Origin of the sequence: Paenibacillus sp. EC2-1 (genome assembly GCF_049311625.1) — a bacterium.
Classification (GTDB): domain Bacteria; phylum Bacillota; class Bacilli; order Paenibacillales; family Paenibacillaceae; genus Paenibacillus_AQ.
The window spans coordinates 4,207,146-4,231,588 of record NZ_CP186006.1 but is presented as its reverse complement, the minus strand read 5'-3'; the positions used below and the strand labels follow the sequence as shown (position 1 = coordinate 4,231,588).

Below are 24,443 nucleotides of genomic sequence, written 5' to 3'. Positions count from 1 at the left end.
GGTTATAATGAGAGAGATTGTTATTTTTATTGTTTAGAAAGCAGGTGAAGACCATGGAAGTGCTCAAAATATCGCCGCGCGGTTACTGTTATGGTGTTGTCGACGCAATGGTGCTGGCACGGCAGGCAGCGAATAATTTGGATCTTCCGCGGCCTATTTATATACTAGGTATGATTGTCCACAACAGTCATGTAACGCAGTCTTTTGAAGACGAGGGAATCATCACATTAGATGGACCGAATCGGATGGAAATCTTGAATCAGGTCGATAAAGGAACGGTTATATTTACGGCTCACGGTGTTTCGCCGGAAGTCCGTAAGCTAGCCCGTGATAAGGGGCTGACAACGCTGGACGCTACTTGTCCAGATGTAACGAAGACCCATGATCTCATCCGAGAGAAGGTCGCTGATGGATACGAAATCATCTATATCGGGAAGAAAGGCCATCCCGAGCCAGAGGGTGCGATTGGAGTTGCTCCAGATCACGTTCATCTGATCGAGAGGGAAGAAGAAATTGAGGATCTTAAGCTTCATGCGGGCCGGATCATCATTACGAATCAGACGACGATGAGCCAGTGGGACATCAAACACATCATGAAGCGTCTCTTAGAGAAGTTCCCAGGTGCTGAGATTCATAATGAGATATGCCTTGCGACACAGGTGCGTCAAGAAGCAGTAGCCGAGCAGGCTGGACAGTCAGATCTTGTTATCGTGGTAGGTGATCCACGTAGTAACAACTCAAACCGACTTGCACAGGTTTCTGAGGAGATTGCTGGGGTGCCAGCTTATAGAATTGGAGATGTCACTGAACTGAAACGGGAATGGCTTGAAGGGGTTAAGAAGGTGGCTGTTACATCAGGAGCCTCAACACCAACGCCGATTACCAAGGAAGTTATTGCGTATTTAGAGCAATATGAACACGATCAGCCCGAGACATGGGAGATCAAGAGAACGATTAATATGAGTAAACTGCTTCCCCCTGTAAGAGCAAAAAGTTAATTAATTATATAATTGATTAACTATCATTGATTAGTATCATATATATTCATAAACAATAACCCGCTGTCGCTTATGCGATAGCGGGTTATTTCTATGCTCTGATAATCTGAAACTATGAAAGCGTTTCAATTCTCGATTGTTTTGTATCATTTTTAGTTGATCAGGCAAATAGTATGCGTGAATCCGTTCCGCTAGAATTATAACCATAAAGATACTAGAGACGGGGGAGGAACAGAAATGGCTCAGATATCCGTTGATAAGGAACGTATTCCAAGACGGAAACGAAACAACATCCTGATCCGGTTATTTACACAATGGGACATTCAGTTGATGGTGCTTCCAGCTTTATTGCTCATTTTAGTTTTTAGCTACATACCTATGTATGGCGTATTGATGGCTTTCCAAGACTACAACTTATTTGGTGGTATGGCGGAGAGTCCATGGGTCGGATTTAAACATTTTCGAATGTTTTTCGAATCTCCCGAGTTTTTCAATGTGATGCGTAATACGATTGTCATTAGTCTTTTGAAATTCTTCATTGGATTTCCTGCACCGGTGATACTCGCATTGATGTTGAATGAGATCAGACATATGGCATTTAAACGGATCGTTCAAACTGTCAGTTATCTTCCGCACTTTCTGTCTTGGGTTATTGTGGCAGGTTTTGCGATGTCACTCTTATCCACAGACAACGGAAGCATCAATATATTGCTAGAGAAGCTCAATCTGATCGATGAACCTGTAAGCTTCCTATCCATTCCCGAATACTTCTGGGGAATTCTTGTAACGACAGGGGTCTGGAAGGAGATTGGTTTTGCCTCCATTGTATACCTGGCTGCTGTCGCAGGAATTGACCCTTCTATGTATGAAGCAGCAGATATGGATGGGGCTAGTAAGTTACGTCAGATTTTCACGATTACATTACCTTCTATCATGCCAGTTGTCATCATCTTCATGATTCTTGCGATTGGTAACTTGCTTACGGCTGGATTCGAGGATATTTTGCTTCTTGGTGTGAACCCGGTTCTTCGTGAAGTATCCGATGTTATTGATACTTACGTCTACCGTGTAGGTATCCAAAATTCTCGGTTCTCTTATGCAACTGCAGTTGGACTGTTTAAAGCCGTGATCAGCGTCGGGCTGTTAACGATGGCGAACTTCATCGCACGTAAATCTGGTAACAGTCTATGGTAGGATTCAGGCCTCTAGAAGAAAGGAGCGGATTGACTTGGTACGTCTAGGTTTCGGAGACCGATTAATGATGGTTATTATTTATACCTTGCTGGCTCTGCTTGCATTCTCGACATTCTACCCGTTCTGGAACGCAGCGGTCATTTCATTTAACACAGGGTCGGATACAGCACTTGGCGGTATTACATTCTGGCCCAGAGATTTTACACTTGAGAACTACGCCATTGTGTTCAATGACGCGCGTCTATTAAACGGCTTTTATATTTCGGTTATGCGGACCGTTGTCGGAACAGTAACCTCCATTATCGTTACGGCAGTCTTCGCTTATGGGATGACAAAGAAAGAATTGATTGGCCGTAAGTATTACATGGTTCTATGTATCATCACGATGTATTTCAGTGGTGGATTGATTCCAAGCTTCCTGCTGATTCGAAGTCTGGGTCTGATGGATTCCTTCTGGGTGTTTATCATTCCGGGTCTGGTCAGCGTATGGAATATGATCATATTCAAAACATTCTTTCAAGGGCTACCCGGTGGGCTAGAGGAATCAGCAAAAATCGATGGCTGTGGCAACTGGGGAACGTTCTTCCGGATCGTACTTCCACTCTCAGGTCCGGTTATCGCTACGCTATCCTTATTTACAGCGGTTAACCATTGGAATGATTGGTTCTTGCCTAGTATTTACATCAATAATGAAAATCTAATGCCGATTCAAACGATGCTTAAGCAGATTCTTAACACGAATATTGTGTCGGATCAAATCGGTAACCTGGATTCAGCAGCACAAGGCCAGTTACAGAAGATGCAAACCGTCTCATCCAAGTCACTATCGATGGCTACGATGATGATTGCTACATTACCTATCATTATGGTTTACCCTTTTGTTCAAAAATACTTTGTTAAGGGTGTTCTGGTAGGTTCATTGAAAGAGTAGGATAGATTTCACTTGATGTTTAAAGCCTAGGCTTTAACATAAATACCATGGGGACGCCGAAAGGGGAAAAAGAGACAATGAGAGTAAGAAAAAAGACACTATCGTCAACAATGGCGGCTTTGCTGGCTGGAGCTATGCTACTTGCTGGATGTTCTGGGGGTACCGGAGATAAAACGGCAGGAGGTAATACTGAGCCTGGTAAAGAAACAGATACTCCGAAAACAGAGAGTAAATATGTTGTAGGCGAAAATCCGCTTGAATTCTCATTATATGGTCACTATGATTGGTATACGATGCCTCAATGGGGTGCAGATGAAGCTTCCAAGTATATTAAAGAAGATATGAAGGTCAATGTTACGCCAGTTCATTCAGGTGGTAACGCAGCCCAAAAATTCAATACAATGATCGCTTCAAACACTTTGCCTGATGTCATCTGGATGGAGCGCGGACCTGATGTGGAGAAGTTGCGCCAAGCAGGTATGCTGGTTCCTTTCGATGATTACCTAGATAAATATCCGAACTTGAAAGAATGGCTCGGAGAAGCTGGAATTAACATGCTTCGTTCAGAGGATGGTAAGCTGTATCAGTTCCCGAACTGGTATACGAACCAACCGAACGGTAATGCCGGTTATGTTGTGAACAAGAAGATTTATACGGAACTGGGATCTCCAAAACTGGAAACAACCGATGATTTGTATAAATACCTTGTCATGGTAAAAGAAAAGTATCCGAATGTCGTTCCATTTGAGCCTTACTTGGCTAAAGATGGTCAAGGATTGGATGTATTGTACACTGCATTTGCTGAGAATGCTCTTAGCCGCTGGATCAGTATTCGTGGCGTACCAGACGGCGATAAGCTAAGCTCTATTTTTACGGATTCCGTCTTCCGTGAATCGATGCAGTACTCATCCAAGTTGTTCCGTGAGAAATTGATTTCCCAAGATGCGATGACTCAAACGGCTGACCAAGTAAAAGAAAAACTGAACACAGGACGCGTTGCTGTATACGCTGCATCTAGTCCTACAGAATACGCAATGAATGGACATGCATTGCTGACCGAAAAAGATCCAGATGCTGGGTACTTCATGATCTGGCCGATTCATAAAGAAGGACTCGACAAGAACAAAATCTTCCCAGGCACATATACACAGCTTGGTTGGAACGTAAGTGTTATTACAAAAGCAGCGAAAGATCCAGAAGCAGTCTTTGCTTTCCTTGATTGGTACACAGGTCCAGAAGGACAGCGTATTCAAATGTGGGGACCTGAAGGGGAGAATGGTTACTGGAATGGTCTTGAAGCAGATGGTTTGACACCTAAATTCACTGACAAGTATACAAGTGATGCTGAAGGCCTGGCTAAATTGCAAGCGATCACAACGAATATTATGTGGAATGGTAATACCGTTTATATTGACCAAGCAAAAGCGAAATACGAGAGCACTCTTCCTGAAGAAGAGCGGAACTGGTCCACTCGCTGGCAATATGAAATTACTTGGAAGACACAAGGAAATGCTACAGAGTTCATTAACCTAGATCCAATGCCAGATAGTGAAGAAGGAATTATTCGTCAACGTATCGAAGATATATTCTTGGAATCTAGAGCAAAAGCACTTTATGCCAAAGACGATGCAGAAGTGACTGCCATTCTTGATAAGGCAGAAGCAGATGCACAAGCCGCCGGTTATGCCAAATTACTAGAATTCAAGACCCAGAAATGGCAAGGAAATCTCAAAAAAATGGAAGGGAATTAATTCATAATTCCTTATCACCTAATGGGTATACTGCCTTCGCAGTATACCCTTAGGGTTTTTCGAGGGGTGAACAGTCTTTATGTATAAAGTATTACTAGCTGACGATGAAGTACTCGATTTAGAAGGGATGAAACGTTTTATTCCTTGGGAATCGCTAGGAATGACTGTTGTGGATAGTGTGAACAATGGATTTGCCGCATGTGAGGTGTTAGAGAAGCAGCATATAGATATTTTGGTAACGGATATCCGGATGCCTAATATGACAGGACTTGAGTTGGCTCAAAGAGCACTGGCTGCTCAAGAGAAGCTACGAATTATTTTTGTGAGTGGCTATCAGGACTTTGGATATGTTAAGCAGGCCATTGCACTCAACGCTTGCAGCTATGTTCTAAAGCCCATGGATGATGCAGAATTGATTGATGCGCTGAATAAAGTTCGCCGAGAGCTTGATCGAGATAAAGAGCAGCAGATAACTGAGCTAGCTTATCTTCAGATGGTGCCCATGTTTAAGAATCAATACCTTTTGCAGCTTCTTGAGAAGGCTTATGAGGATGTGCCATTTGATGTATTTAATAAGGAGTATCAAATCGACGAGGTGAACTGGCCGGCTCGGGTGGCTTTAATTGAACTGGATCATGATGTATCTGGGCAAACGAGCCAATCTGAAGAAAGTGTGAAGAAGAGCATAATGGATGCTTTCTTCTCCCGATTAGAGACCCTTCTTGAAGAACAATATATTCATTATGTTTGTAGAGTGACAGATCGAAGATCGGCAATCTTAATGAATGACGAGTCTGAGCGAGCTGCAGTAGTGCAGATCTTAGAGCAGCTCAAAATAGAATTTCCTTTCTCAGTAACTGTCGGCATCAGTAATGCAGCTAGCAAAGTTCAGGATCTGCATCCTGCTTATTTGCAAGCGGTTGCGGCACTCGACTATAAGATGTTCCGAGGAAAAGGGAAATGGATTCCATATGGAGATGTCCCCTCTGAGGATATCAGAGATGCTGAGAATATATTTATTCAACTGGATTCCTTGCTTAGCGCGATGACGAATTATGAACTGGTACGAGTGCATGATGAACTGGAAGCGCTATCGTTGCTTGCATCTAGTTTGCGATCTAAATTCACAATTCGAAACTTTGCGATGTATATCATTCTCAAGCTGGATGAGCATCTGCATACGATGAATGAGGATCTTTTTGAAATCTTGGATATGGAACGAAAAAACCTGGATATAGTGCTTCAATTTGAGACGCTAGATGATATATTCTTATGGTTGCGCCGCCGCGTGTATGAGATTTCAGAGCACTTGCATAACAAAAAGCGATCGAAGAATGGACGATTGATTCAAGAGATCGTGGAGGATGTAAGAGGGCGTTTGAACGAGAGCATTACGCTTCGCGATATCGCAAACCGCTTCTCGTTCTCTCCGAATTATTTAGGACTTCTCTTTAAAGAGGAAACAGGTCAAAACTTTAGCGATTATGTTATTGCCATGCGGATGGAAAAAGCAAGAGATCTGCTTGTGAACACAAAGCTGAAAATATATGAAATTGCATCACAAGCGGGTTATCAGTACCTTCCTTATTTCAGTCGTCAGTTCAAAGATACTTACGGGATGACCCCACTGGAATATAGACGAACACATTCATGATAACATTCAGGGAGGGCATATTCAGATGTGGTCCAAAATTAAAATAATGCAGGTGCCATTTGGTTACAAGCTAATGCTTTCCTACTGCATTCTAATCATGGTTGCCGTACTCATGGTGGGTAACGTTGCCAACCGGGTATACGTTGAGTCTATGAGAGAACAGACCCGCAGCATTATTCAAGGGACCCTACATCAGATGAAAAATAACATTGCCTTCAAAATGGAAGATACAAAGCGGATATCGGATATGCTGTATTTTGATGAATATTTGGCTAGAGTGCTTCGCCAGACGAAAGAAGGATGGTCAAGCTATAATGCGATGGAAACGGTGCTTATCCCTAAATTTCAAACTGCAGTAGAAACGGCAAATCGTCGAATGTGGCTGTCGGTGTACCTTAAGAATGATAATTTTAGCGAAGTATATAATATTTACGATAATATGAATCCACTAGATACGAAAGCAAGGTTATATGATATATATCAGTATCATCGACTGGAGGGTAAGCAGTGGTATGAGACCTTTCCAGAGGAAGAGATCTATGGAACGACTCACCAATGGCGACAAATCGACGACGATAGCAAGTATGGACGCATCTCGCTCTTGCGAAGAATTGTAGATATCGGCGGGGATAATTACCCGTTTGAAGAGATTGGATTTATGCGAATTAGCGTAGCTTTATCCGATTTATTTGATGGGGTGGACTTTCAGAAGATCGGTGAAGGGACAACAATTTATATTTCGGACATTAAAAGTAATGTCATCATATCCTCTGCCTCTGACGGGGGACCGGAAGTTACTAGGATAAACGAAGTGAATCAGAACAAGAACAGCCTGATCATTCGAGATAACTTACCTGGATTAAATATGGATCTAGTCGCTTATATACCTGCAGATCTTGTTGAGAAGGATGCTGTGAAAGTTCGCAATCTTACGCTGATTATTTGTTTGGTATGTATTCTATTATTCTTCTTTGTAAGTGTGATCGTATCTAGATACTTTGGAAGAAGGGTATCCAAGATTGTGAAGGTGGTTGACTCCTTTCAAGAAGGGGAATTTCATAGACGGATTCACTTTAAAGGAAATGATGAATTCTCCAAAATTGCATCTGCTCTTAATGAGATGGGGAATAATATCGGCCGATTGATTCAAGAGGTATACTTAGCTGACCTACAAAAAAAAGAGGCTGAATTGGAGTCACTTCATGCGCAAATAAATCCTCACTTTTTATATAACACCTTGTCTTCGATCAGCCGACTGGCTAAGTTTGGTGAACTGGAGAAGCTACAACGCATGGTGATGGATCTGGCTAAGTTTTACCGCTTATCACTGAATGAGGGTAGAAACGTAATTCCTGTGAAGAATGAACTAGAGCAGGCTCAGGCTTACATTGATATTCAAAAAATCAAATATGAGCATCGGATGCAAGTGCAATATGATATGGATCCGGCGGTGGTTCATTACGAGACGGTAAAGCTTATTCTACAGCCGTTCATCGAGAATATACTCGAACATGCATGGATGGGAGATTCCGTTCATATACGAATCATTGGATGTGTTGAGGGCGAGACTTTAGAGTTTAGAATTATAGATAACGGTGTGGGCTTTCCAGCAGGAATGTTACGGGAACTCACAGACGCTCAAGAATTGACGGATGCTGGATACGGAATAAAAAATGTAGACCAGCGTATTAAGCTGCATTATGGATCGCAGTACGGTGTGACACTTTTTAGTCGGCCTGGCATCGGAACGACCATAAGAATTAGAATTCCTTTGATAAAACGTCAAGTGTTAAAGAGGCGGGTTAAAGAACTTTGATGCCTTTTAGACATGCGTTATATTCATCACTATGAAGATCCCCGTAAGCTAAGCCATCAATTAGGCTTGACGAACGGGGATATATTATGTATATTTACTTTATCACATAAAAGCTTAAAAGCGTATAAGCATAAAAGCTTAAAAGCGAACAAGCGCGAAAGCATATCCGAGTATAAATCATATGAAACTATAATAAGTAGAAAGAAGGCTGTATATATGATCGTGATCACATCTAATCAAATTCCAGAGGAAAAATTACGCCAAATCGTAGCAGAGATTGAGAAGGAAGGGCTTCAAGCTCATATCTCAAAAGGCGAAGGCAGAACGGTTATTGGCCTAATCGGTAGCGTTAACCCGAAACTAGCAGAGCATCTTCGCCAAATGAAGGGTGTAGAGAATGTTGTTAAGATTTCTAAATCTTATAAGCTAGCGAGCAGAGACTTTCACCCAGAAGATACAATAATAGATATTAAAGGTGTCAAGATCGGTGGAGGGAATCTTGTTGTAATGGGTGGTCCATGTGCGGTTGAATCTGCCGAACAGATTGATGAGATTGCTAAGCTTGTTAAAGCTGCTGGCGGTCAGGTCCTGCGTGGAGGTGCGTTTAAGCCGCGCACAGGTCCTTACAGTTTCCAAGGTATTGGTGTAGAAGGCCTGATTATGATGGCTGAAGCAGGTAAGAAACATGGACTGCTTACAATTACAGAAGTAATGACTCCGGAGTACGTAGACATCTGTGCAGAATATGCAGATATTCTACAAGTCGGCACGCGGAATATGCAGAACTTCGATCTACTGCGCAAACTGGGCACTTGCGGGAAGCCTGTCTTGTTGAAGCGTGGTTTCAGCTCAACTTATGACGAATTCCTTAATGCAGCGGAATACATCCTTGCAGGTGGAAATCCGAATGTTATGCTATGTGAACGTGGAATTCGTACATTCGAGACATACACACGGAATACACTGGATTTATCGGCTATTCCTGTACTGCAACAGTTGAGCCATCTCCCCGTTATCTCCGATCCAAGCCATGGAACAGGGCGCCGTGAGCTGGTTGCTCCGATGTCGAAAGCTTCGGTAGCGGCTGGGGCCGATGGATTGATTATTGAAATGCATACAGATCCGGACAATTCCATGACAGGAGATGGGGTTCAATCTCTTTTCCCAGATCAGTTCGCAGAGTTGCTTAAGGATCTGGAGAAGATCGCGGAGGTTCTCGGTAAAACCTTTAATACTACAAAAGCACATGCTGCGGAATTTCAACAGGTTTAACATTCATAAATAAAATAGAAAGCGGGCCGTCCCATGGGACGGCCTCTTCTTGTTGTTATAGTGCTGTATACAGCTTCTTTGCACAATTGTGCCTATTATTTATACTACATGTCAGGTTAAGTGACATATGGCATAAAAATACCTCACATCAGTATTGACGTTACATCACATGCCAGAATATAATGACTGAAAAGAAAACGAAATTTAGTGAACATTCAGGGGTGTATAGGCCAGTAATGTTCGGAAATTGGGAGGAATAGATATGTCGGTAGAGAAAGTATTGCAAACGATTCAAGAAAACAACATTGAGTGGATTGATTTTCGGTTTGTAGATCTGGCGGGGCGTGCGCATCATATTTCACTACCAGCATCTGAAGTGGACGCAGAAACGTTTGTAAATGGTGTGGCTTTTGATGGTTCGTCCATTGCAGGCTTTCGAGGGATTGAAGAGTCTGACATGGTTATGATGCCTGATCCAGAATCTTGCTACATTGATCCATTTACGGCACATCCTACCCTGAATATTATGAGCAATATCTACACACCGGATGGTGAAGCATATGAGCGTGATCCACGCGGAATTGCAGCTCGTGCAGAGCAGTTTTTGCAGGAAAGTGGTGTAGGTACAGCTGCCTTTTTCGCACCGGAATCTGAATTCTTCTTGTTCGATGATGTGCGTTATGAAAGCACGATGAACAGTTCCTCATATGTGGTGGAATCCGAAGAAGCAGCATGGAATACGAATCGCAAAGAAGACGGAGGCAACCTAGGATTCAAGATTGGTGTCAAAGGTGGATATGTTCCCGTCGCTCCGGTAGACACACAGCAAGATATTCGCAGTGAGATGTGTCGTTTGCTGGGTGAGGCAGGTCTTCGCGTAGAGCGTCATCATCATGAGGTTGCTACAGCGGGTCAAGCAGAGATCAATTTCCGATTTGATACCCTGAAGAAAACGGCAGATAACTTACTCATCTATAAATACATCGTTCATAATACAGCTCGTCAATATGGTAAGACGGCAACATTCATGCCTAAGCCACTTTTCGGAGATAACGGAAGCGGAATGCACGTTCACCAATCGATCTTTAACGGTGATACGCCACTCTTCTATGAAAAAGGTGCTTACGCAAATCTTAGTGAGATGGCTATGCATTATATCGGAGGGATTTTGTATCATGCCCCTGCTCTGATCGCCTTGACGAACCCGAGCACGAACTCTTTCAAACGTCTGGTGCCTGGGTATGAAGCACCCGTTAACCTTGTATTCTCCAAAGGTAATCGTTCTGCTGCCGTCCGTATTCCAGTAGCGGCTGTTACACCTAAGGGCTGTCGTATTGAGTTCCGTACACCGGACTCCACAGCGAATCCATACCTCGCGTTCTCAGCGATGCTGATGGCTGGTCTAGACGGAATTAAGCGTAAGATCGACCCTGTAGCGCTAGGCTACGGCCCGTTCGACAAGAACATCTACGAGTTGTCTGACTCTGAGAAGAAAGAGATCCGCAGCGTACCAGGAACGCTAGATGAAGCGCTGGATGCACTGCAGGCTGATTATGAATTCTTGACTGAGGGCGGCGTATTCACGAAGGAATTCCTCGACAACTTTATTGAACTGAAACGTGGCGAAGCTAAAGCAGTGTCCATCCGGGTACATCCGCATGAGTTCTCTCTCTACTATGATCTTTAATAGAAATTGAATATAGTTGGGTGTCCCAAAAGGTTCTTTGACCTGGGGCACCCTCCTTTGTGTTGGGCCTGATACTATTAATTATGATATTCGTGTCTTTAAATTGAGAAAAAAAGCACTTGCCGCACTTCCCGATTGTTGCTATGATATGCGATAATATTTAGTAAGTAGAGAAAGAAAGGGTGGAGAGTCGTTTGAACAAAAGAGCTTATAATTTTAACGCGGGTCCGGCCGCACTGCCACTAGAAGTCTTGGAACGCGCACAGTCGGAATTTGTTGATTTTAGGGAGAGCGGCATGTCCATCATGGAAATGTCTCACCGAGGTGCAATCTATGAATCGGTACATAAAGAAGCGCAAGAGCGCCTACTAGCTTTGCTTGGCAAGCCTAAAGGATACAAGGTCCTGTTCCTTCAAGGCGGAGCAAGCACGCAATTTGCCATGGTTCCTATGAACTTCCTAAGTCAAGGACAACAAGCGAACTACGTATTGACAGGCAGCTGGGCCGATAAAGCGGTAAAAGAAGCAAAATTGATTGGGGATACTCATATTGCGGCTTCTTCTGAAGCAGATAATTTCATGTCTATGCCAAGTCTTGCAGATATCTCATTGTCCGAGAATCCAGCTTACCTGCATATGACTTCCAATGAAACGATTGGAGGAACGCAGTTCAAGCAGTTCCCGAATACTGGTTCTGTGCCTTTGATCTGTGACATGTCCAGTGATATTCTGAGCAGACCGTTTGATTTGAATCAGTTCGGTATGGTTTATGCCGGAGCACAGAAGAATCTTGGACCATCTGGTGTAACGGTTGTAATCGCAAGAGAAGATATGATTACTAACTCACCAAAACACCTTCCAACAATGCTGCGTTATAACACACATACAAGCAACGACTCACTTTATAACACGCCTCCATCCTTTGGTATATATATGATTAATGAAGTGTTGAAGTGGATCGAAGAACGGGGAGGCCTTGAAGGCATCCAAGTTCAGAACCGTGAAAAAGCAGGACTGATCTATAATGCAATTGATGGAAGCGGTGGATTCTATCGTGGTTGTGTTGATGGTGATAGTCGTTCAGACATGAACGTAACCTTCCGTTTGGAATCGGAAGAACTTGAAAAAGCATTTATCAAAGCTTCTGAGCAAGAAGGGTTTGTAGGTCTGAAGGGTCACCGGAGTGTTGGTGGACTACGTGCTTCGATTTACAATGCGGTTCCTATGGAAAGTTGTAAAGCACTTGTTGATTTTATGGATCATTTCAAGAAAACGCACGGATAATGTGGGTGACAAAGAGGAATCTTCCGTCTTGGCGGGGGGTTCTTTTTTGGCGTGTTGCGATGAAATCGGGTTTTTAAGTTATAATAGAAGAAAACAGATGAAAAGGGTGGATGGTTACAACATGGCATTACACATTGTACTCGTAGAACCGGAGATCCCGGCTAACACGGGGAATATCGCTAGAACTTGCGCGGCAACAGGAACACACCTTCACTTGGTTAGACCTCTTGGCTTCAATACGGATGATAAGACATTAAAGCGTGCAGGTCTCGATTATTGGTACGCTGTACATATCGAGTATCATGATTCTTTTGAGGAATTGCAGGCACAGTATCCAGATGGACGTTTTTTCTACGCTTCAACAAAATCAGAGAAACGGTATTCAGATATCTCGTTCCGTGACGGAGATTTTCTCGTATTCGGTAAGGAAACGAAAGGTCTTCCTCCAGAATTACTGGCTGCGAACCCAGAGACTTGCATTCGTATGCCAATGACCGATAAAGTTCGTTCTTTGAACCTTTCCAATTCAGCTGCAATTATTGTTTACGAGGCTCTTCGTCAATTGGATTTTCCAGAAATGGAATAGGATAAAGTATACTGTTTGTTGTATAAAATCAGACGCTCTACCTATACAAGGAAGCAAAAAAGTAAAAAAACAAATAAATTCTTAGAAACTAGCAGGATTCGACAACCTTTTATCGAACTATCCTACTAGGCCCATTTTATCATGCAATTGGGAATAATGTAGACATTACTTGTTGAACGGAGAGGTGTACTTTGTTATGAAACCTGCTGGTGTTGTACGTAAGGTTGATCAGCTGGGGAGAATTGTCCTGCCCAAATCACTACGTAAGAGATATCAAATGAACGAAGGCGATCCTGTAGAAATATTGGTACAGGGTGACCATATTATTTTGGAACGCTACCGTCCGAAGTGTGTTTTCTGTGGATCTATGGATGGAGTAAGCGAGTTTAAAGAACGTCATATATGCGCACAGTGCATGTCCGAGATGAATCAACTTCCGATACATGCCTAATGTAGTGCGAATGAGCACCGCTTAATGCGGTGCTTTTTTGTTATAGGAAGGCAAAAGAAAAAGCTTCCCCATGGTGAGGAAGCCGTGCCTTACAGGCCTTTGGTTTTGTCATCATTGTACGAGGCAGTTAAAATTCCGACCATGTACAAGGCAAGAACCAGTGCGACAATCCAAAAAGTTAAAGAGAAAGACATAAAGGCCACCTCCTGCTAAGCTATTCCTATTATACCCAGCCTTGGAGGAAAAATAAATGAGAATTATGAAGTATGTCATAGATTTGTTCATTTAAAAAACAAAAAATGTGTAGGAACGGGGCGAAGACTCCCATCCGAAGGCTTGTTCACTACTCTTCCATTTAGAATGAGGGAAGTGGAGCCGCCTCCATCTAGGTTATAAGCGTCTTTTACGCCAAGGTTATAAAGCTTGTTCTGTAACTCTTGCAGGGTTGCGCCTGAATTTCCTTTTTCATCATAACCTTCTGTCACAAGAATAAGTAGTTGATCATCCTTATAGTTCGCGATAACCGTTCTAGGAGCCCGAGCAGGGGTTGTCTTCCATTTGATTGGTATTGGCATTTTTTGGCCATTCTTCAACAATACAGGCACAAAGGTAGCTCCGAATTTTGGATCAAGTCGATCGAGCTCTTGCTGACTCTGGAACTTACCACCGATTAATTGGCCAGAATTGTTAAGCCCTACAAAGGCAAGGTCTTTAAAGCTGGGTTGGAATCCGGTAACGTAATGACCGTCTATAAAGGTTGTGCTTAATGGATGCCTACCACCGTTTCCATCAGCAAAGCCACCTGCATTAATCCCCGCAACCGCACCAAAGCGATTTACAGCCTGCATCGTTGTTTCTACCGAACCGACCTTTCCACTGCCAAGAGACATGTTCATGGCATTCGGATCTTTGAGCTTCACCTTCATTGCATAACCATGATACAATCCGGGGTTGACTTTAAACAGTTCGATGTTAATCCGGTCACTGTTCACTCTTTCCACGGCAGTACCCAGCTTAGCTGTAATTCGGCGGTTATACAGACGCTCGGGCACTAACGCTTGTCGTTCTGTATTCCTCAGGATGCTACTCATTGCCGTAGTTGTCTGTCGATATAGCTTGCTTGTTTTTTCAATAGAAGCAACCGTCTTGTCCACTGTAAGAGCCGCTTGATCTAAGCCCTCAATAATGGCTGTCGTCTTTTTGGATAATTCGGAGTCTGGTGCATAAGCAGAAATATTCAGCTGAAGACGTGGAGGTTCTTGAAAGAAAAAGATACAGAACGCCGCACCGATAAACGGTGCAATGGCAAGCATGAACCATCGATTTACCTGCTTGGGTGTCATCCGGTTCAACGACCTCACTTCAGCAGCTCCAGCTTCTGCTCCAGCTTCTTAAGTTCCTCTTGCACTTCATTCAGCTGACTGTATAACTTATTGCTGTTATCTGTCTTGCCACTCGCCTGATCCTTTGTAAACGTGAGTAGTTCATTAAAAGACTGCACCTTGCTCTGCATTTCGTCTACTTGCTGAGATAGCTCTGTGAAACGACTGTCATACTGGGCCTTGAGAGCAGCAAGCTCTTTGTGAGTATCTTCCTGCAGCTGTGTTAGCATTTCTTGTTTAAGATGATTGCTATATGAATAAGCAGCAGCAACTCCTAATGCAATAAATATGATCCAGAACATCCAAAACCATCTTGCTTTTGGTCCTCTACGGGAAGATGTTTCCCGGGATGGATAGGTTGGTATATTCTCTGTTTCCAGCCTTGGCATCCTTATCACTCCTTGAAATTCCTATCAATTTTTCCAGTAATCATTCTATCACGCTAAAATTAATTTCGCAAAGACGAAAAAAACTCTCTTAATCATCAAAAATAGATTGCTTAAATCGACGAAAGTGGGATACAATCTGTATAGATTTGTTTAACAAAAGTGATACAGATAAGTCGTTTGCCATATTATCCTGCCCGGGTCTAAGCCTCTAGCATTACTTAACCTATTTTCCATTTTGAAAACGATCGTGGTGGATTAATAGGGCGGCAAACAACGTAAGTTCGCGTTTGTTATTAAATAGGGTCACAGCTATTATAAGAATGACTATGCTTAACACTAGTATAGCTAGTTGAAACAGGGGGTTAAAGGATCATGAGTCAGGTTTGGCGAGTAGTTATTGTAGGCAGTCATCCTACGAGTATGCTTGGAACCAAATTAATTTTGGAAGAAGAGAAACAATTAAGTGTGCTTAGTATGGTCTCATCAGCGCAAGAAGGAATTAGAATGGTTGGGGATATTCAGCCTGATCTCGTGTTATTAGACTATCGACTTCCCGATACAACGGCGGAAACCGTGTTAGAGCAGATGAAACAGATATCACCGGAAACACATATCATTATCATGACGGATAACGATGGGCTTTCTTTACTGCAAGCGTTAATCAGTAGAGGGGCAAGCGGTCTTTTATCAAAGCAAGCTTCTCCTTTTCAACTCATGCATATGATTGCGGGTCTTCGTGAAGGCGTTACCACGCTGCCACTAGAATGGGTTAAGCAAGCGATATGGCCACTTAATTCTTCTGCGATGCACGAAGGTGGATTACCACTTTCCGAGACGGAGACATTCATCATGGAGCGCATCGTGCAAGGGATTACCTATGACAAAATCGCACTTGAAATTGAAGTGAGCCGCCGTTCCATTGACAATTATCTTCGGAAAATCTATGTGAAGTTAGGTGTAAACACAAGAGCACAGGCGATCGAGAAATATGCGCTTTACACCCATCAAGGGCGCCAAATGTATGCTTAAATGATAACTGTAAGTTATAATGGTGAGAGACTAGGAATACCTTTAAAAGGCTGCCTGGAATTAATCCGAGGTTTTGATAACGGTTAAAGGGAGGGATTTCGTATGCAGTATTCCTTTGCTTCCCGTGCACAGACTCTAATGTTATCCCCGCTGCGCAGTCTTAAGGAACTTGCGAAGCGGGATTCTTTTATTTCTCTGGCTGAAGAGCTTCCTGCTGAGGAGTTATTTCCTCTTTCGTCCCTGGCTGAAGCTGCTGACTCTGTCCTGAATTCAGATCGGCGTTCACTTCAATACGGGGAGGCAGAAGGGTATGGGCCGCTTCGAGAATGGCTTAGTTGTGATTGGAGCCGCCGCAAGCAGTTGAAGGTATCTTCGGATCAGATTTTGCTGACAACCGGAACGCAGCAGGCTCTGGATCTTCTCGTTCGGGTATATGTGGATCCTGGTGATCGCGTTCTTGTGGAAAATCCGACTTCTCCTGGATTGCTCCAGGTGCTGAGGCTGCAAGGGGCACATATTATTCCGGTAGAAGGGGATAGCAGCGGCATAATACCTGACTCTCTGGAGCGGCTCATTAAAGCACATCAGCCGAAACTTCTACTGGCTGCACCTAACTTTACCAATCCAACAGGCGTTTTATGGAGTTTGGAACGTCGTAAGGAAGTATTACGGTTGTGTATAGCACATGGCTTGTTGATCGTTGAAGATGATTCTGTTGGGGATTTGTATTTCCCTCAAGGAGCAAACCTGCCGAAGCAGCTACCATCGCTGATCTCATTAGAAGAGAATCCGGGTGAACATGTGCTGTATGTGGGATCCTTTAGTAAGACTGTTGCGCCTGCACTAAGGACTGGGTGGGCTGCGGGACATCGGAAGATTATTGAAATGATGACGGCGGTTAAACAAATGGCAGATTGGCAGTCCAGTATGTTAAATCAGAGACTACTGCATCATTTGCTTGAGTCGAATTATTTTAACTATGACGATCATATCCAAATGCTTAACAGAGAATATGGAACAAGGCTCAAACTAATGGTTGAGCTGCTTAAACGCAACGTCTGGAAGGATACCGCTTATGAGGTTCCATTGGGCGGCATGTTCCTCTGGGTGCGTTTGCCGGCAGGACTGAATGGTGATGCGCTCTTGAAACGCTCGATGCAGAAGGGAGTGCAGTTTCTTCCTGGATCAATGTGTTCCTCTGGAGATGAAGCCAATGAATGTATTCGGCTAAACTTTACCCATCCAGGTAGGGATGAATTGCTTCTAGGAATGAACTTGATCAGTGAAGCGGTTCTGGAGTTTACGGCTCGGAATTAAAGACTAAAGCGAGTGAAATCACCGTGATATATTTTTCTTATGAAAATAGGGCAGACCTCGAAAATCCAGTATTGGAATCTGAGGTCTGCCCTTTTGTTTGTATATCATTCGATTGGAACAAGTCTAATCCCTTGGATAAGACGTAGGAAGGTGACTAGAGATGGTGGAGGACTCTAAGACGGATGCGTATTCTTGTAATGCTTGTATCCCTGCTTCTGTAAGTATATAGCGTCCACGTACAACGCGAGAGAACCAACCGTAGTAATTCTGTTGCAGCATAGCAGCAGCATTCCCTACACCGCTCAAATTTCGGATTGCAGCTGGAGTTACGCCTGGTTTGGGTGGTGTAATCGGTGTGGATTTTCGTCTACCAGTAGTAGACATGTGCTCTGAAGCGGAGGTCGATGCATCCAGAATGCCTTCAGCCTTGCTAAGTTGTTGCAGCGCAGCTGCAACGCGAAGCGTCTTCTCACGATAAGCTGTGACTAGTTTAGCTCGTGTGACACCACCTGTATTATAGTCACCGCTGCGTTCTCGAAATTCTATAAGAAGTCGCTCACGCTTTCGCGGGGCTTTTCTCTGGTCTGATCCATTACCCTCACCAGGCTCACAAAGCACCTCGACAAACGGAGCTTTGGTCTTATAGAAAGTGACTGTGATCAGTCCAAGTCCAAGCTTGCGGCATAGACCACTGATCTCGGACCAGCGCTGGTTGACCGCACCTTTTTTAGTTCGACTCTTCTCGACAGCAAGGTATACAAGAGAACTCATTTTCAGGCGTTCCATGCCTTGAAGGAGTAACGCGAGATTAAATGTTTTCTTCATCTCAACAATGAGTGGTTCTACCAAGGTCTCTTTCATGCCGACCATATCACAATTGCGTACTTCGCCTTTAATGTCATATCCATGCAACTCGAAAAAAGCCTTCAAGGGAGCGTACAGCTCGGCTTCGTGTTTTATCGCCATGGCTATTCTCCTTTGTATTCCAATTATCCAAAAATGCTGAAGATGCTTAGGGCGCTCTATTCCATCAGTATAACATGCCAAGAACGGATGTGCGTGTGTACAAGACGTCCCGAGTTCATTCGAGGAAAAAGTAAGCTCTTAACTTCGAAAATATGGTCAACTATTCGGTCAGTGCCGCATAGGTATGTAATACACTTTTTCGGTGGGTTTATAGTGAAACGACACGAGTGGAATGAGAGCCAATCCTCATAATCAGAGTCATAGGAGGTAGCGGTATGGATATTTTCGAACGCATAGCAACGTATCGGGCAGAAAGCGATCGTCTGGCATGGAGCGGCACATTCAGGGAATATATTGAAATACTTAAGAAGGATCCTTCTCCCGCCATGACCGCGCATGCGCGCGTGTACGACATGATCGAATCTTATGGATTTGAGGAGAGTGGCGGCCGAAAAAAATACAAGTTTTTTGAGCAGGAGATATTTGGGCTTGATCGTGCAGTTGAAAAGCTTGTAGAGGAGTATTTTCACTCCGCTGCCCGTAGGCTGGATGTTCGTAAAAGGATTTTGCTGTTGATGGGGCCGGTCAGCGGTGGTAAATCGACGCTAGTTACGCTCTTAAAGCGTGGACTCGAGAAGCATTCTCGGACAGAGCGTGGGGCCGTATATGCCATTGCGGGGTGCCCAATGCACGAGGAACCGCTACACTTGATCCCACTGGAACTAAGGCCTGAGGTGGAAGAGCAGCTAGGGGTTCGGATTGAAGGAAGCCTATGCCCTTCCTGTCAGATGAGGCTTAAAACCGAATATGATGGTGATATTGAGTCGGTCATGGTAGAGCGTGTCTTGATCTCTGAAGAAGGTCGAACAGGTATTGGTACATTCAGCCCGTCAGATCCGAAGTCACAGGACATTGCAGACCTAACGGGTAGTATCGACTTCTCAACCATTACAGAATACGGCTCAGAATCAGATCCAAGGGCTTACCGCTTTGATGGTGAACTGAATAAGGCGAATCGGGGACTGATGGAGTTCCAGGAGATGCTGAAATGTGACGAAAAGTTTCTATGGAATTTACTCTCCCTGACACAAGAGGGTAACTTCAAGGCTGGAAGGTTTGCGCTTATTAGCGCAGATGAACTCATCGTTGCTCACACGAATGAATCAGAGTATAAAGCCTTCATTGCCAACAAAAAAAATGAAGCGCTACAGTCACGGATGATCGTAATGCCGATTCCTTATAACCTAAGAGTAAGTGATGAGGAGAAAATATATGAAAAGCTGATCGGACAAAGCGATATGAAGCATATCCATATTTCACCGCATGCGCTGCGCTCGGCTGCTATATTTTCTATTCTGACACGCTTGAAGGAGACGAAAAAACAAGGAATGGACCTCATCAAAAAAATGCGTATGTACGATGGAGAAGAGATCGAGGGTTACAAAGAGGCAGATCTCAAGGAGATGCAGAACGAATACTTGGAAGAAGGGATGTCAGGGGTAGATCCGCGCTATGTCATCAACCGAATCTCAAGTGCTTTGATCAAGCAAGATCTTCAGTGCATTAATGCGTTAGATATGCTGCGGGCGATTAAAGATGGATTGGATCAACATGCTTCGATCACGAAGGAAGAGCGGGAACGGTATCTAAACTTTATCTCCGCTGCGCGAAAAGAATATGATGACCTTGCAAAGAAAGAAGTTCAGAAAGCCTTCGTATATTCATTCGAGGAGTCTGCCAAGACACTATTTGAGAACTATCTCGATAATATTGAAGCATTCTGCAATTGGAGTAAAATACGAGATCCTCTAACCGATGAGGAGATGGACCCAGACGAAAGGCTCATGCGTTCCATTGAAGAGCAGATCGGTGTATCGGAGAACGCGAAAAAAGCATTCCGTGAAGAGATCATGATTCGGATATCGGCCTATTCCCGGAAAGGGAAAAAGTTTGAATACCATAACCATGAGCGTTTACGTGAAGCGATAGAGAAAAAGCTGTTCGCAGATCTTAAGGATATCGTGAAAATTACGACTTCAACGAAAACTCCGGATGCTGTACAACTGAAAAGAATAAATGAAGTTAGTTCACGTCTGATCGAAGAGCATGGATATTGCCCGGTATGTGCAAATGAGCTTCTGCGTTATGTGGGGAGTTTGCTGAACCGGTAAAAGTTTTATAAGAAGCGTGGTGACTAGGATGTAGGTCACTATGCTTCTTTTTTTATGGCTAGGAGGAGTTGTGTTTTGTTCAAACTCGATTCCTGAAGATTTTAATCACATTATGTGGAATTTTATCAACTATATGTAATTTAAAAGTGCATTTACACGGTCAATTAGGCCTTTATGATTATGTGGATATAGTAGAAATAGTCTATAATGAACCCAAAGTTAAAAATTAAGTGATATTTATCACTGAATTGGGAGTGAATTTTTTCGACATGATCGACGTATCCCCTCAAAGACGCAGACAGTTAGATTATCTCGGGTTGAAAGAAACAGAATTATTGCTTCTAGCTAATCATCGTGAAATATTTAAGCAAGTAGTGGAGGAAGTCGTTACACGATTCTATGATCAGATTGGAACACAACCTGAATTGATGAGAATCATCGACAATACTTCAACGGTGGACAGATTGAAGGAGACCCAGCGCGTTTACTGGATGTCGCTGACAGACGGACTCGTTGATGATAAATATATTAATCATCGGATCAAAATTGGACAGGTCCATTCTCGAATCGGCTTGTCAACAGATTATTACTTAGGAAGCTATATGGTATATCTGGATATTGCCGCAGATTTATTGCAACAGATCGTACCGGATAACTGGGTACGGGTAGTTCATGCTTTAAGTAAAATGTTTAATCTAGATTCACAGCTTGTACTAGAAGCTTACAATATAAAAGAGAAGGAGCGCATCCAAACGCTTGTTAATGAGCAGGAGCATATGTTGGAAGCGATTACTTCAGCGGTTCAGGAACTCACTTCGATGATCGTTGAACTGGATGAGAGCGCCGTTCTAATGGCTGATAATGCTACAAAAACGGCGGAAGCGCAGGAGAAGGCTCACACGCTTACGGAAGAGCTTAACCAAGAGATCCTTCAGATCGAACAGATGAGTTCGCTTATTCGTGAAATATCAGATCAAAGTCATTTACTTGGCCTGAATGCTGCAATTGAAGCAGCGCATGCTGGTGAATTCGGACGTGGATTCGAGGTTGTTGCTGGAGAGGTTCGGAAGCTTGCAAGTCATTCCCGAACAGCCATGGATGAAGTTCAAGGGAAGGTGTCTGGCATTATTCGGAAGCTTAAAATGGTGGAACATGAGTCGGAGCAGACTTCGATCAATGCTCGTAACCAGGCAGCTAGCTCCCAAGAGTTGTCGGCATTCGTTAAGATGATGGAGAAGCTGGCCGCAGATCTGGAAGCACTGCAGCATAGTACAACATCAAAGATGATGGATACAACAATTATCAGATGATAGGTAGTACCTAGCTCTTGGATTTCTTAGGCAAGGGAGGGAACGCATGTGGACGGCGGGAACAATCCGGGACCGAGAAGATACATTGGAACTGGCGTAGCACTAGGAATTGCTCTAGGAACAACTTTTGGCGTGATATTCGATAATTTAATAATAGGAATTGGAATAGGAATTGCGTGTGGATTTGCTATTGGTGCAACTTGGGAGAAATTGAGGAAGTGACCTTAATGTCGATTCCATAAAAGACCAATTTCTATTATTTTAATATACTTTACTACAACGACCCTGTGGCTTTTGCCATTTAGGGTTTTTTGTGCATCCAGTCAAATCAAAGTTATGAAAAGTGGTATGGTGTACTGGTCAAAAAGTGGTCGTTTACATTAATAGTATATATAAGGTATGATTTTCCATATATTGACGAGGAGGATCTTGAAATGACACATTCTTCCACACCGCTTAACGGCAAGGATAGACAATTTTCAGTCCGATTTTCTGAAGATGTTTTTGAAATAGCTCCTGATTTACATGTCGGATTAATTGCTGCCGCTCCTGTTTCGAATCTGGACAAGGATAACGAAGTACTGGCACTACTGAAACATATGGAGCAGGAAATATCGAACTCGGGGCTACAGAAGGAACAGATTAGTGAGCTGCCCACAATTGCAGCTTGGAGAAAAGTATATAGTCAATTTGGTGTCAAACCTGCAAGGTATCCTTGTGCTGCGGAGTCTCTAATCAGACGTGTCGTCGAACAAGGAGAGCTGGCACGGATTAATACCTTGGTTAATCTATGCAACGCCATATCACTAAAATCCAGAATTCCCATTGCATCTTGCGACATATCAGACATATCTGAATTTGTCATTCGTCAGGCGGAAGGAAATGAGCGATTCTATCCAATCGGCAAACCTGAAGAGTACGAAGTGCCTGCACCCGGTGAGATTATTTATGCTGATCAAGATTTCAGGGCTCATTCGAGACGTTGGAACTGGAGACAAAGTGACATGATCAAAACAACATCTGATTCATCCCAGATGCTCTTTACGATAGAAGCTGTACATCAGGAGGCGAAGGTCCTGGTTGAGGCTACCACATTTCTTTTAAATGAATTGCTGCAGCCTTTCACTAAAGGAGGTCTTTGTGAATGTGCTTTTATACATAAATCCTCGCCTGAACATACATTTCACTTGCTAAACAGGGAGGAACTACCGAGTTCATGACCAACATACTAGGCCAAATGAAAAGAGGATTGAACGATTCTGTCCCTATCGTCATCGGATACATCCCCGCTTGCATTACATTCGGACTGGTCGGCACATCACTCGGGCTTAGCGGCTGGGAAGTGTTTCTTCTGTCAGCGGTTGTTTATGCCGGAGCAAGTCAGTTTATAGGTGCGCAACTTTTGGCAGCTGGAACCGCAGCTCCTATACTTCTTCTGCTGACTTTCATCATCAATTTAAGATATTTCTTCATCAGTATGTCCTTGTCTCAAAGGCTAGAACGCGGTACAAGAGCCACGTTAAAAAGCATTGTCGGTTTTGGGCTAACGGAAGAAGTTTATGCGGTTAGCATGATGTCACATAAGAACACCAGTAAAGGAAGTCATCTATCTGTCCCTTATCTCATAGGGCTGGAATTCCCTCCGTATGCCGTGACCTTAATCTCAACTTATGCTGGGATCATGCTGGCTAATTATATTCCTACATTCATCTTGCCTGCTCTGAATACCTCACTCTATGCACTATTGATCGCTCTGATTATTCCTCAACTTTTAGGTAATCGAAGAAATCTAGGGATATGTCTATCCGCTGCGTTGTCATCTTGGTTGCTGCAGCCCTTACTGGGAACTTCGTCCGTGCTTGTAGCTATGCTGATTGGCGCATGCGTAGGTTTTTACACGCCTAGGCAAAAAGAAATCGGGAGTGAAGCGAAGTGACGATATTACTGATTCTTGCGATGGGCCTCATCACCTATTTCTTCCGCGCAGCTCCTCTACTGCTAATAAAGGAATCCCAAGTAGAGAAGAAAAGCAGTGGATTTCTAGATCATCTTCCGCTAGCTGTACTTAGTGCACTGACTGTTCCAAGTATTTTTTATGTAGATAAAGATTCATTATGGGTTGGGGTTGCAGCGGGTGCTGTATCCGTCATTCTAGTCCTTACCAAAAAGGTACCCTTATTCGGTGTTATTGCTGCCTCTGTTGCTGTGGCAGTACTTGTTAAAATTGTATAAATATTTTGGCCGAAGGAGGAGTTC

22 protein-coding genes are annotated in these 24,443 nt (G+C 43.5%); 19 read left to right on the top strand and 3 right to left on the bottom strand.

Annotated features, from left to right (window positions below; translation table 11 throughout):
* The first annotated feature begins 53 nt into the window (after window positions 1-53).
* The 11 genes from ACK8P5_RS19700 (at window position 54) to ACK8P5_RS19650 (ending at window position 13,623) form a co-directional block, all read left to right on the top strand.
* Window positions 54-998 carry a 4-hydroxy-3-methylbut-2-enyl diphosphate reductase gene (locus ACK8P5_RS19700; protein ID WP_422657952.1) on the top strand — a complete coding sequence of 315 codons (945 nt, stop codon included), beginning with the start codon at window positions 54-56 and terminating at the stop codon, window positions 996-998.
* A 237-nt stretch (window positions 999-1,235) separates the two neighbouring features.
* The gene (locus ACK8P5_RS19695) at window positions 1,236-2,192 is read left to right on the top strand and encodes an ABC transporter permease (RefSeq protein ID WP_422657951.1); all 957 of its coding nucleotides are present in this window, start codon (window positions 1,236-1,238) and stop codon (window positions 2,190-2,192) included.
* Window positions 2,193-2,226: 34 nt separating this feature from the next.
* Complete coding sequence (locus ACK8P5_RS19690; RefSeq protein WP_422657950.1) at window positions 2,227-3,123, top strand: carbohydrate ABC transporter permease; 897 nt, start codon at window positions 2,227-2,229, stop codon at window positions 3,121-3,123.
* Between the two features lie 77 nt (window positions 3,124-3,200).
* Window positions 3,201-4,874: an extracellular solute-binding protein gene (locus ACK8P5_RS19685; RefSeq protein WP_422657949.1), complete on the top strand. Its 1,674-nt coding sequence runs from the start codon at window positions 3,201-3,203 to the stop codon at window positions 4,872-4,874.
* 79 nt (window positions 4,875-4,953) lie between these two features.
* Window positions 4,954-6,528 carry a response regulator gene (locus ACK8P5_RS19680; protein ID WP_422657948.1) on the top strand — a complete coding sequence of 525 codons (1,575 nt, stop codon included), beginning with the start codon at window positions 4,954-4,956 and terminating at the stop codon, window positions 6,526-6,528.
* 46 nt (window positions 6,529-6,574) lie between these two features.
* Window positions 6,575-8,344, top strand: coding sequence for a cache domain-containing sensor histidine kinase (locus ACK8P5_RS19675; RefSeq protein ID WP_422657947.1), 1,770 nt, complete (start codon window positions 6,575-6,577; stop codon window positions 8,342-8,344).
* 216 nt (window positions 8,345-8,560) lie between these two features.
* Entirely contained in the window at window positions 8,561-9,616 is a 1,056-nt protein-coding gene (gene aroF / locus ACK8P5_RS19670) for a 3-deoxy-7-phosphoheptulonate synthase (protein WP_422657946.1), read from the top strand.
* Window positions 9,617-9,878: 262 nt separating this feature from the next.
* A complete protein-coding gene (glnA, locus tag ACK8P5_RS19665) occupies window positions 9,879-11,303 on the top strand; it encodes a type I glutamate--ammonia ligase (RefSeq protein ID WP_422657945.1) in 1,425 nt (474 codons plus the stop codon).
* A 194-nt stretch (window positions 11,304-11,497) separates the two neighbouring features.
* The gene (serC, locus tag ACK8P5_RS19660) at window positions 11,498-12,586 is read left to right on the top strand and encodes a 3-phosphoserine/phosphohydroxythreonine transaminase (RefSeq protein ID WP_422657944.1); all 1,089 of its coding nucleotides are present in this window, start codon (window positions 11,498-11,500) and stop codon (window positions 12,584-12,586) included.
* A 121-nt stretch (window positions 12,587-12,707) separates the two neighbouring features.
* A complete protein-coding gene (gene trmL / locus ACK8P5_RS19655; RefSeq protein ID WP_422657943.1) occupies window positions 12,708-13,172 on the top strand; it encodes a tRNA (uridine(34)/cytosine(34)/5-carboxymethylaminomethyluridine(34)-2'-O)-methyltransferase TrmL in 465 nt (154 codons plus the stop codon).
* Window positions 13,173-13,368: 196 nt separating this feature from the next.
* A complete protein-coding gene (locus tag ACK8P5_RS19650) occupies window positions 13,369-13,623 on the top strand; it encodes an AbrB/MazE/SpoVT family DNA-binding domain-containing protein (RefSeq protein WP_422657942.1) in 255 nt (84 codons plus the stop codon).
* Window positions 13,624-13,904: 281 nt separating this feature from the next.
* Here ACK8P5_RS19650 and ACK8P5_RS19645 read toward each other — a convergent pair whose 3' ends face one another.
* Both ACK8P5_RS19645 and ACK8P5_RS19640 read right to left on the bottom strand, forming a co-directional pair.
* Window positions 13,905-14,966 carry a phosphodiester glycosidase family protein gene (locus ACK8P5_RS19645; protein WP_422657941.1) on the bottom strand — a complete coding sequence of 354 codons (1,062 nt, stop codon included), beginning with the start codon at window positions 14,964-14,966 and terminating at the stop codon, window positions 13,905-13,907.
* Window positions 14,967-14,980: 14 nt separating this feature from the next.
* The gene (locus ACK8P5_RS19640; protein WP_422657940.1) at window positions 14,981-15,394 is read right to left on the bottom strand and encodes a hypothetical protein; all 414 of its coding nucleotides are present in this window, start codon (window positions 15,392-15,394) and stop codon (window positions 14,981-14,983) included.
* A gap of 372 nt (window positions 15,395-15,766) precedes the next feature.
* Here ACK8P5_RS19640 and ACK8P5_RS19635 point away from each other — a divergent pair, with 372 nt between their 5' ends.
* Window positions 15,767-16,423 (top strand): response regulator, encoded by a 657-nt coding sequence (locus tag ACK8P5_RS19635; RefSeq protein WP_422657939.1) that lies wholly within the window; start codon window positions 15,767-15,769, stop codon window positions 16,421-16,423.
* A 102-nt stretch (window positions 16,424-16,525) separates the two neighbouring features.
* A complete protein-coding gene (locus ACK8P5_RS19630; RefSeq protein WP_422657938.1) occupies window positions 16,526-17,740 on the top strand; it encodes a PLP-dependent aminotransferase family protein in 1,215 nt (404 codons plus the stop codon).
* A 123-nt stretch (window positions 17,741-17,863) separates the two neighbouring features.
* Here the strand turns inward: ACK8P5_RS19630 and ACK8P5_RS19625 are convergent, their stop codons facing one another.
* Window positions 17,864-18,706: a DUF2161 family putative PD-(D/E)XK-type phosphodiesterase gene (locus tag ACK8P5_RS19625; protein WP_422657937.1), complete on the bottom strand. Its 843-nt coding sequence runs from the start codon at window positions 18,704-18,706 to the stop codon at window positions 17,864-17,866.
* 275 nt (window positions 18,707-18,981) lie between these two features.
* Between ACK8P5_RS19625 and ACK8P5_RS19620 the strand changes: the two genes are divergently transcribed.
* The 6 genes from ACK8P5_RS19620 to ACK8P5_RS19595 all read left to right on the top strand — a co-directional run bounded on the left by ACK8P5_RS19620 (window position 18,982) and on the right by ACK8P5_RS19595 (window position 24,419).
* Window positions 18,982-20,877 carry a PrkA family serine protein kinase gene (locus ACK8P5_RS19620; RefSeq protein ID WP_422657936.1) on the top strand — a complete coding sequence of 632 codons (1,896 nt, stop codon included), beginning with the start codon at window positions 18,982-18,984 and terminating at the stop codon, window positions 20,875-20,877.
* A 269-nt stretch (window positions 20,878-21,146) separates the two neighbouring features.
* On the top strand, window positions 21,147-22,187 hold the full coding sequence (locus ACK8P5_RS19615) for a protoglobin domain-containing protein (RefSeq protein ID WP_422657935.1): 1,041 nt from the start codon (window positions 21,147-21,149) through the stop codon (window positions 22,185-22,187).
* A gap of 48 nt (window positions 22,188-22,235) precedes the next feature.
* Window positions 22,236-22,409: a hypothetical protein gene (locus tag ACK8P5_RS19610; protein WP_422657934.1), complete on the top strand. Its 174-nt coding sequence runs from the start codon at window positions 22,236-22,238 to the stop codon at window positions 22,407-22,409.
* A 212-nt stretch (window positions 22,410-22,621) separates the two neighbouring features.
* Window positions 22,622-23,407: a B3/4 domain-containing protein gene (locus ACK8P5_RS19605; RefSeq protein ID WP_422657933.1), complete on the top strand. Its 786-nt coding sequence runs from the start codon at window positions 22,622-22,624 to the stop codon at window positions 23,405-23,407.
* Window positions 23,404-24,123, top strand: coding sequence for an AzlC family ABC transporter permease (locus ACK8P5_RS19600; RefSeq protein WP_422657932.1), 720 nt, complete (start codon window positions 23,404-23,406; stop codon window positions 24,121-24,123). Before ACK8P5_RS19605 ends, ACK8P5_RS19600 begins: the two co-directional genes overlap by 4 nt.
* Complete coding sequence (locus ACK8P5_RS19595) at window positions 24,120-24,419, top strand: AzlD domain-containing protein (RefSeq protein WP_422657931.1); 300 nt, start codon at window positions 24,120-24,122, stop codon at window positions 24,417-24,419. Before ACK8P5_RS19600 ends, ACK8P5_RS19595 begins: the two co-directional genes overlap by 4 nt.
* Window positions 24,420-24,443 lie beyond the last annotated feature (24 nt).

What these genes read in the sequence shown, in the direction of transcription:
- ACK8P5_RS19700 (WP_422657952.1), top strand. Translation starts at nt 54, where the DNA reads ATGGAAGTGCTCAAAATATCGCCGCGCGGTTACTGTTATGGTGTTGTC.
- ACK8P5_RS19695 (WP_422657951.1), top strand. Translation starts at nt 1,236, where the DNA reads ATGGCTCAGATATCCGTTGATAAGGAACGTATTCCAAGACGGAAACGA.
- ACK8P5_RS19685 (WP_422657949.1), top strand. Translation starts at nt 3,201, where the DNA reads ATGAGAGTAAGAAAAAAGACACTATCGTCAACAATGGCGGCTTTGCTG.
- ACK8P5_RS19680 (WP_422657948.1), top strand. Translation starts at nt 4,954, where the DNA reads ATGTATAAAGTATTACTAGCTGACGATGAAGTACTCGATTTAGAAGGG.
- ACK8P5_RS19675 (WP_422657947.1), top strand. Translation starts at nt 6,575, where the DNA reads ATGCAGGTGCCATTTGGTTACAAGCTAATGCTTTCCTACTGCATTCTA.
- aroF (WP_422657946.1), top strand. Translation starts at nt 8,561, where the DNA reads ATGATCGTGATCACATCTAATCAAATTCCAGAGGAAAAATTACGCCAA.
- glnA (WP_422657945.1), top strand. Translation starts at nt 9,879, where the DNA reads ATGTCGGTAGAGAAAGTATTGCAAACGATTCAAGAAAACAACATTGAG.
- trmL (WP_422657943.1), top strand. Translation starts at nt 12,708, where the DNA reads ATGGCATTACACATTGTACTCGTAGAACCGGAGATCCCGGCTAACACG.
- ACK8P5_RS19650 (WP_422657942.1), top strand. Translation starts at nt 13,369, where the DNA reads ATGAAACCTGCTGGTGTTGTACGTAAGGTTGATCAGCTGGGGAGAATT.
- ACK8P5_RS19645 (WP_422657941.1), bottom strand. Translation starts at nt 14,966, where the DNA reads ATGACACCCAAGCAGGTAAATCGATGGTTCATGCTTGCCATTGCACCG.
- ACK8P5_RS19640 (WP_422657940.1), bottom strand. Translation starts at nt 15,394, where the DNA reads ATGCCAAGGCTGGAAACAGAGAATATACCAACCTATCCATCCCGGGAA.
- ACK8P5_RS19635 (WP_422657939.1), top strand. Translation starts at nt 15,767, where the DNA reads ATGAGTCAGGTTTGGCGAGTAGTTATTGTAGGCAGTCATCCTACGAGT.
- ACK8P5_RS19630 (WP_422657938.1), top strand. Translation starts at nt 16,526, where the DNA reads ATGCAGTATTCCTTTGCTTCCCGTGCACAGACTCTAATGTTATCCCCG.
- ACK8P5_RS19625 (WP_422657937.1), bottom strand. Translation starts at nt 18,706, where the DNA reads ATGGCGATAAAACACGAAGCCGAGCTGTACGCTCCCTTGAAGGCTTTT.
- ACK8P5_RS19620 (WP_422657936.1), top strand. Translation starts at nt 18,982, where the DNA reads ATGGATATTTTCGAACGCATAGCAACGTATCGGGCAGAAAGCGATCGT.
- ACK8P5_RS19615 (WP_422657935.1), top strand. Translation starts at nt 21,147, where the DNA reads ATGATCGACGTATCCCCTCAAAGACGCAGACAGTTAGATTATCTCGGG.
- ACK8P5_RS19605 (WP_422657933.1), top strand. Translation starts at nt 22,622, where the DNA reads ATGACACATTCTTCCACACCGCTTAACGGCAAGGATAGACAATTTTCA.
- ACK8P5_RS19600 (WP_422657932.1), top strand. Translation starts at nt 23,404, where the DNA reads ATGACCAACATACTAGGCCAAATGAAAAGAGGATTGAACGATTCTGTC.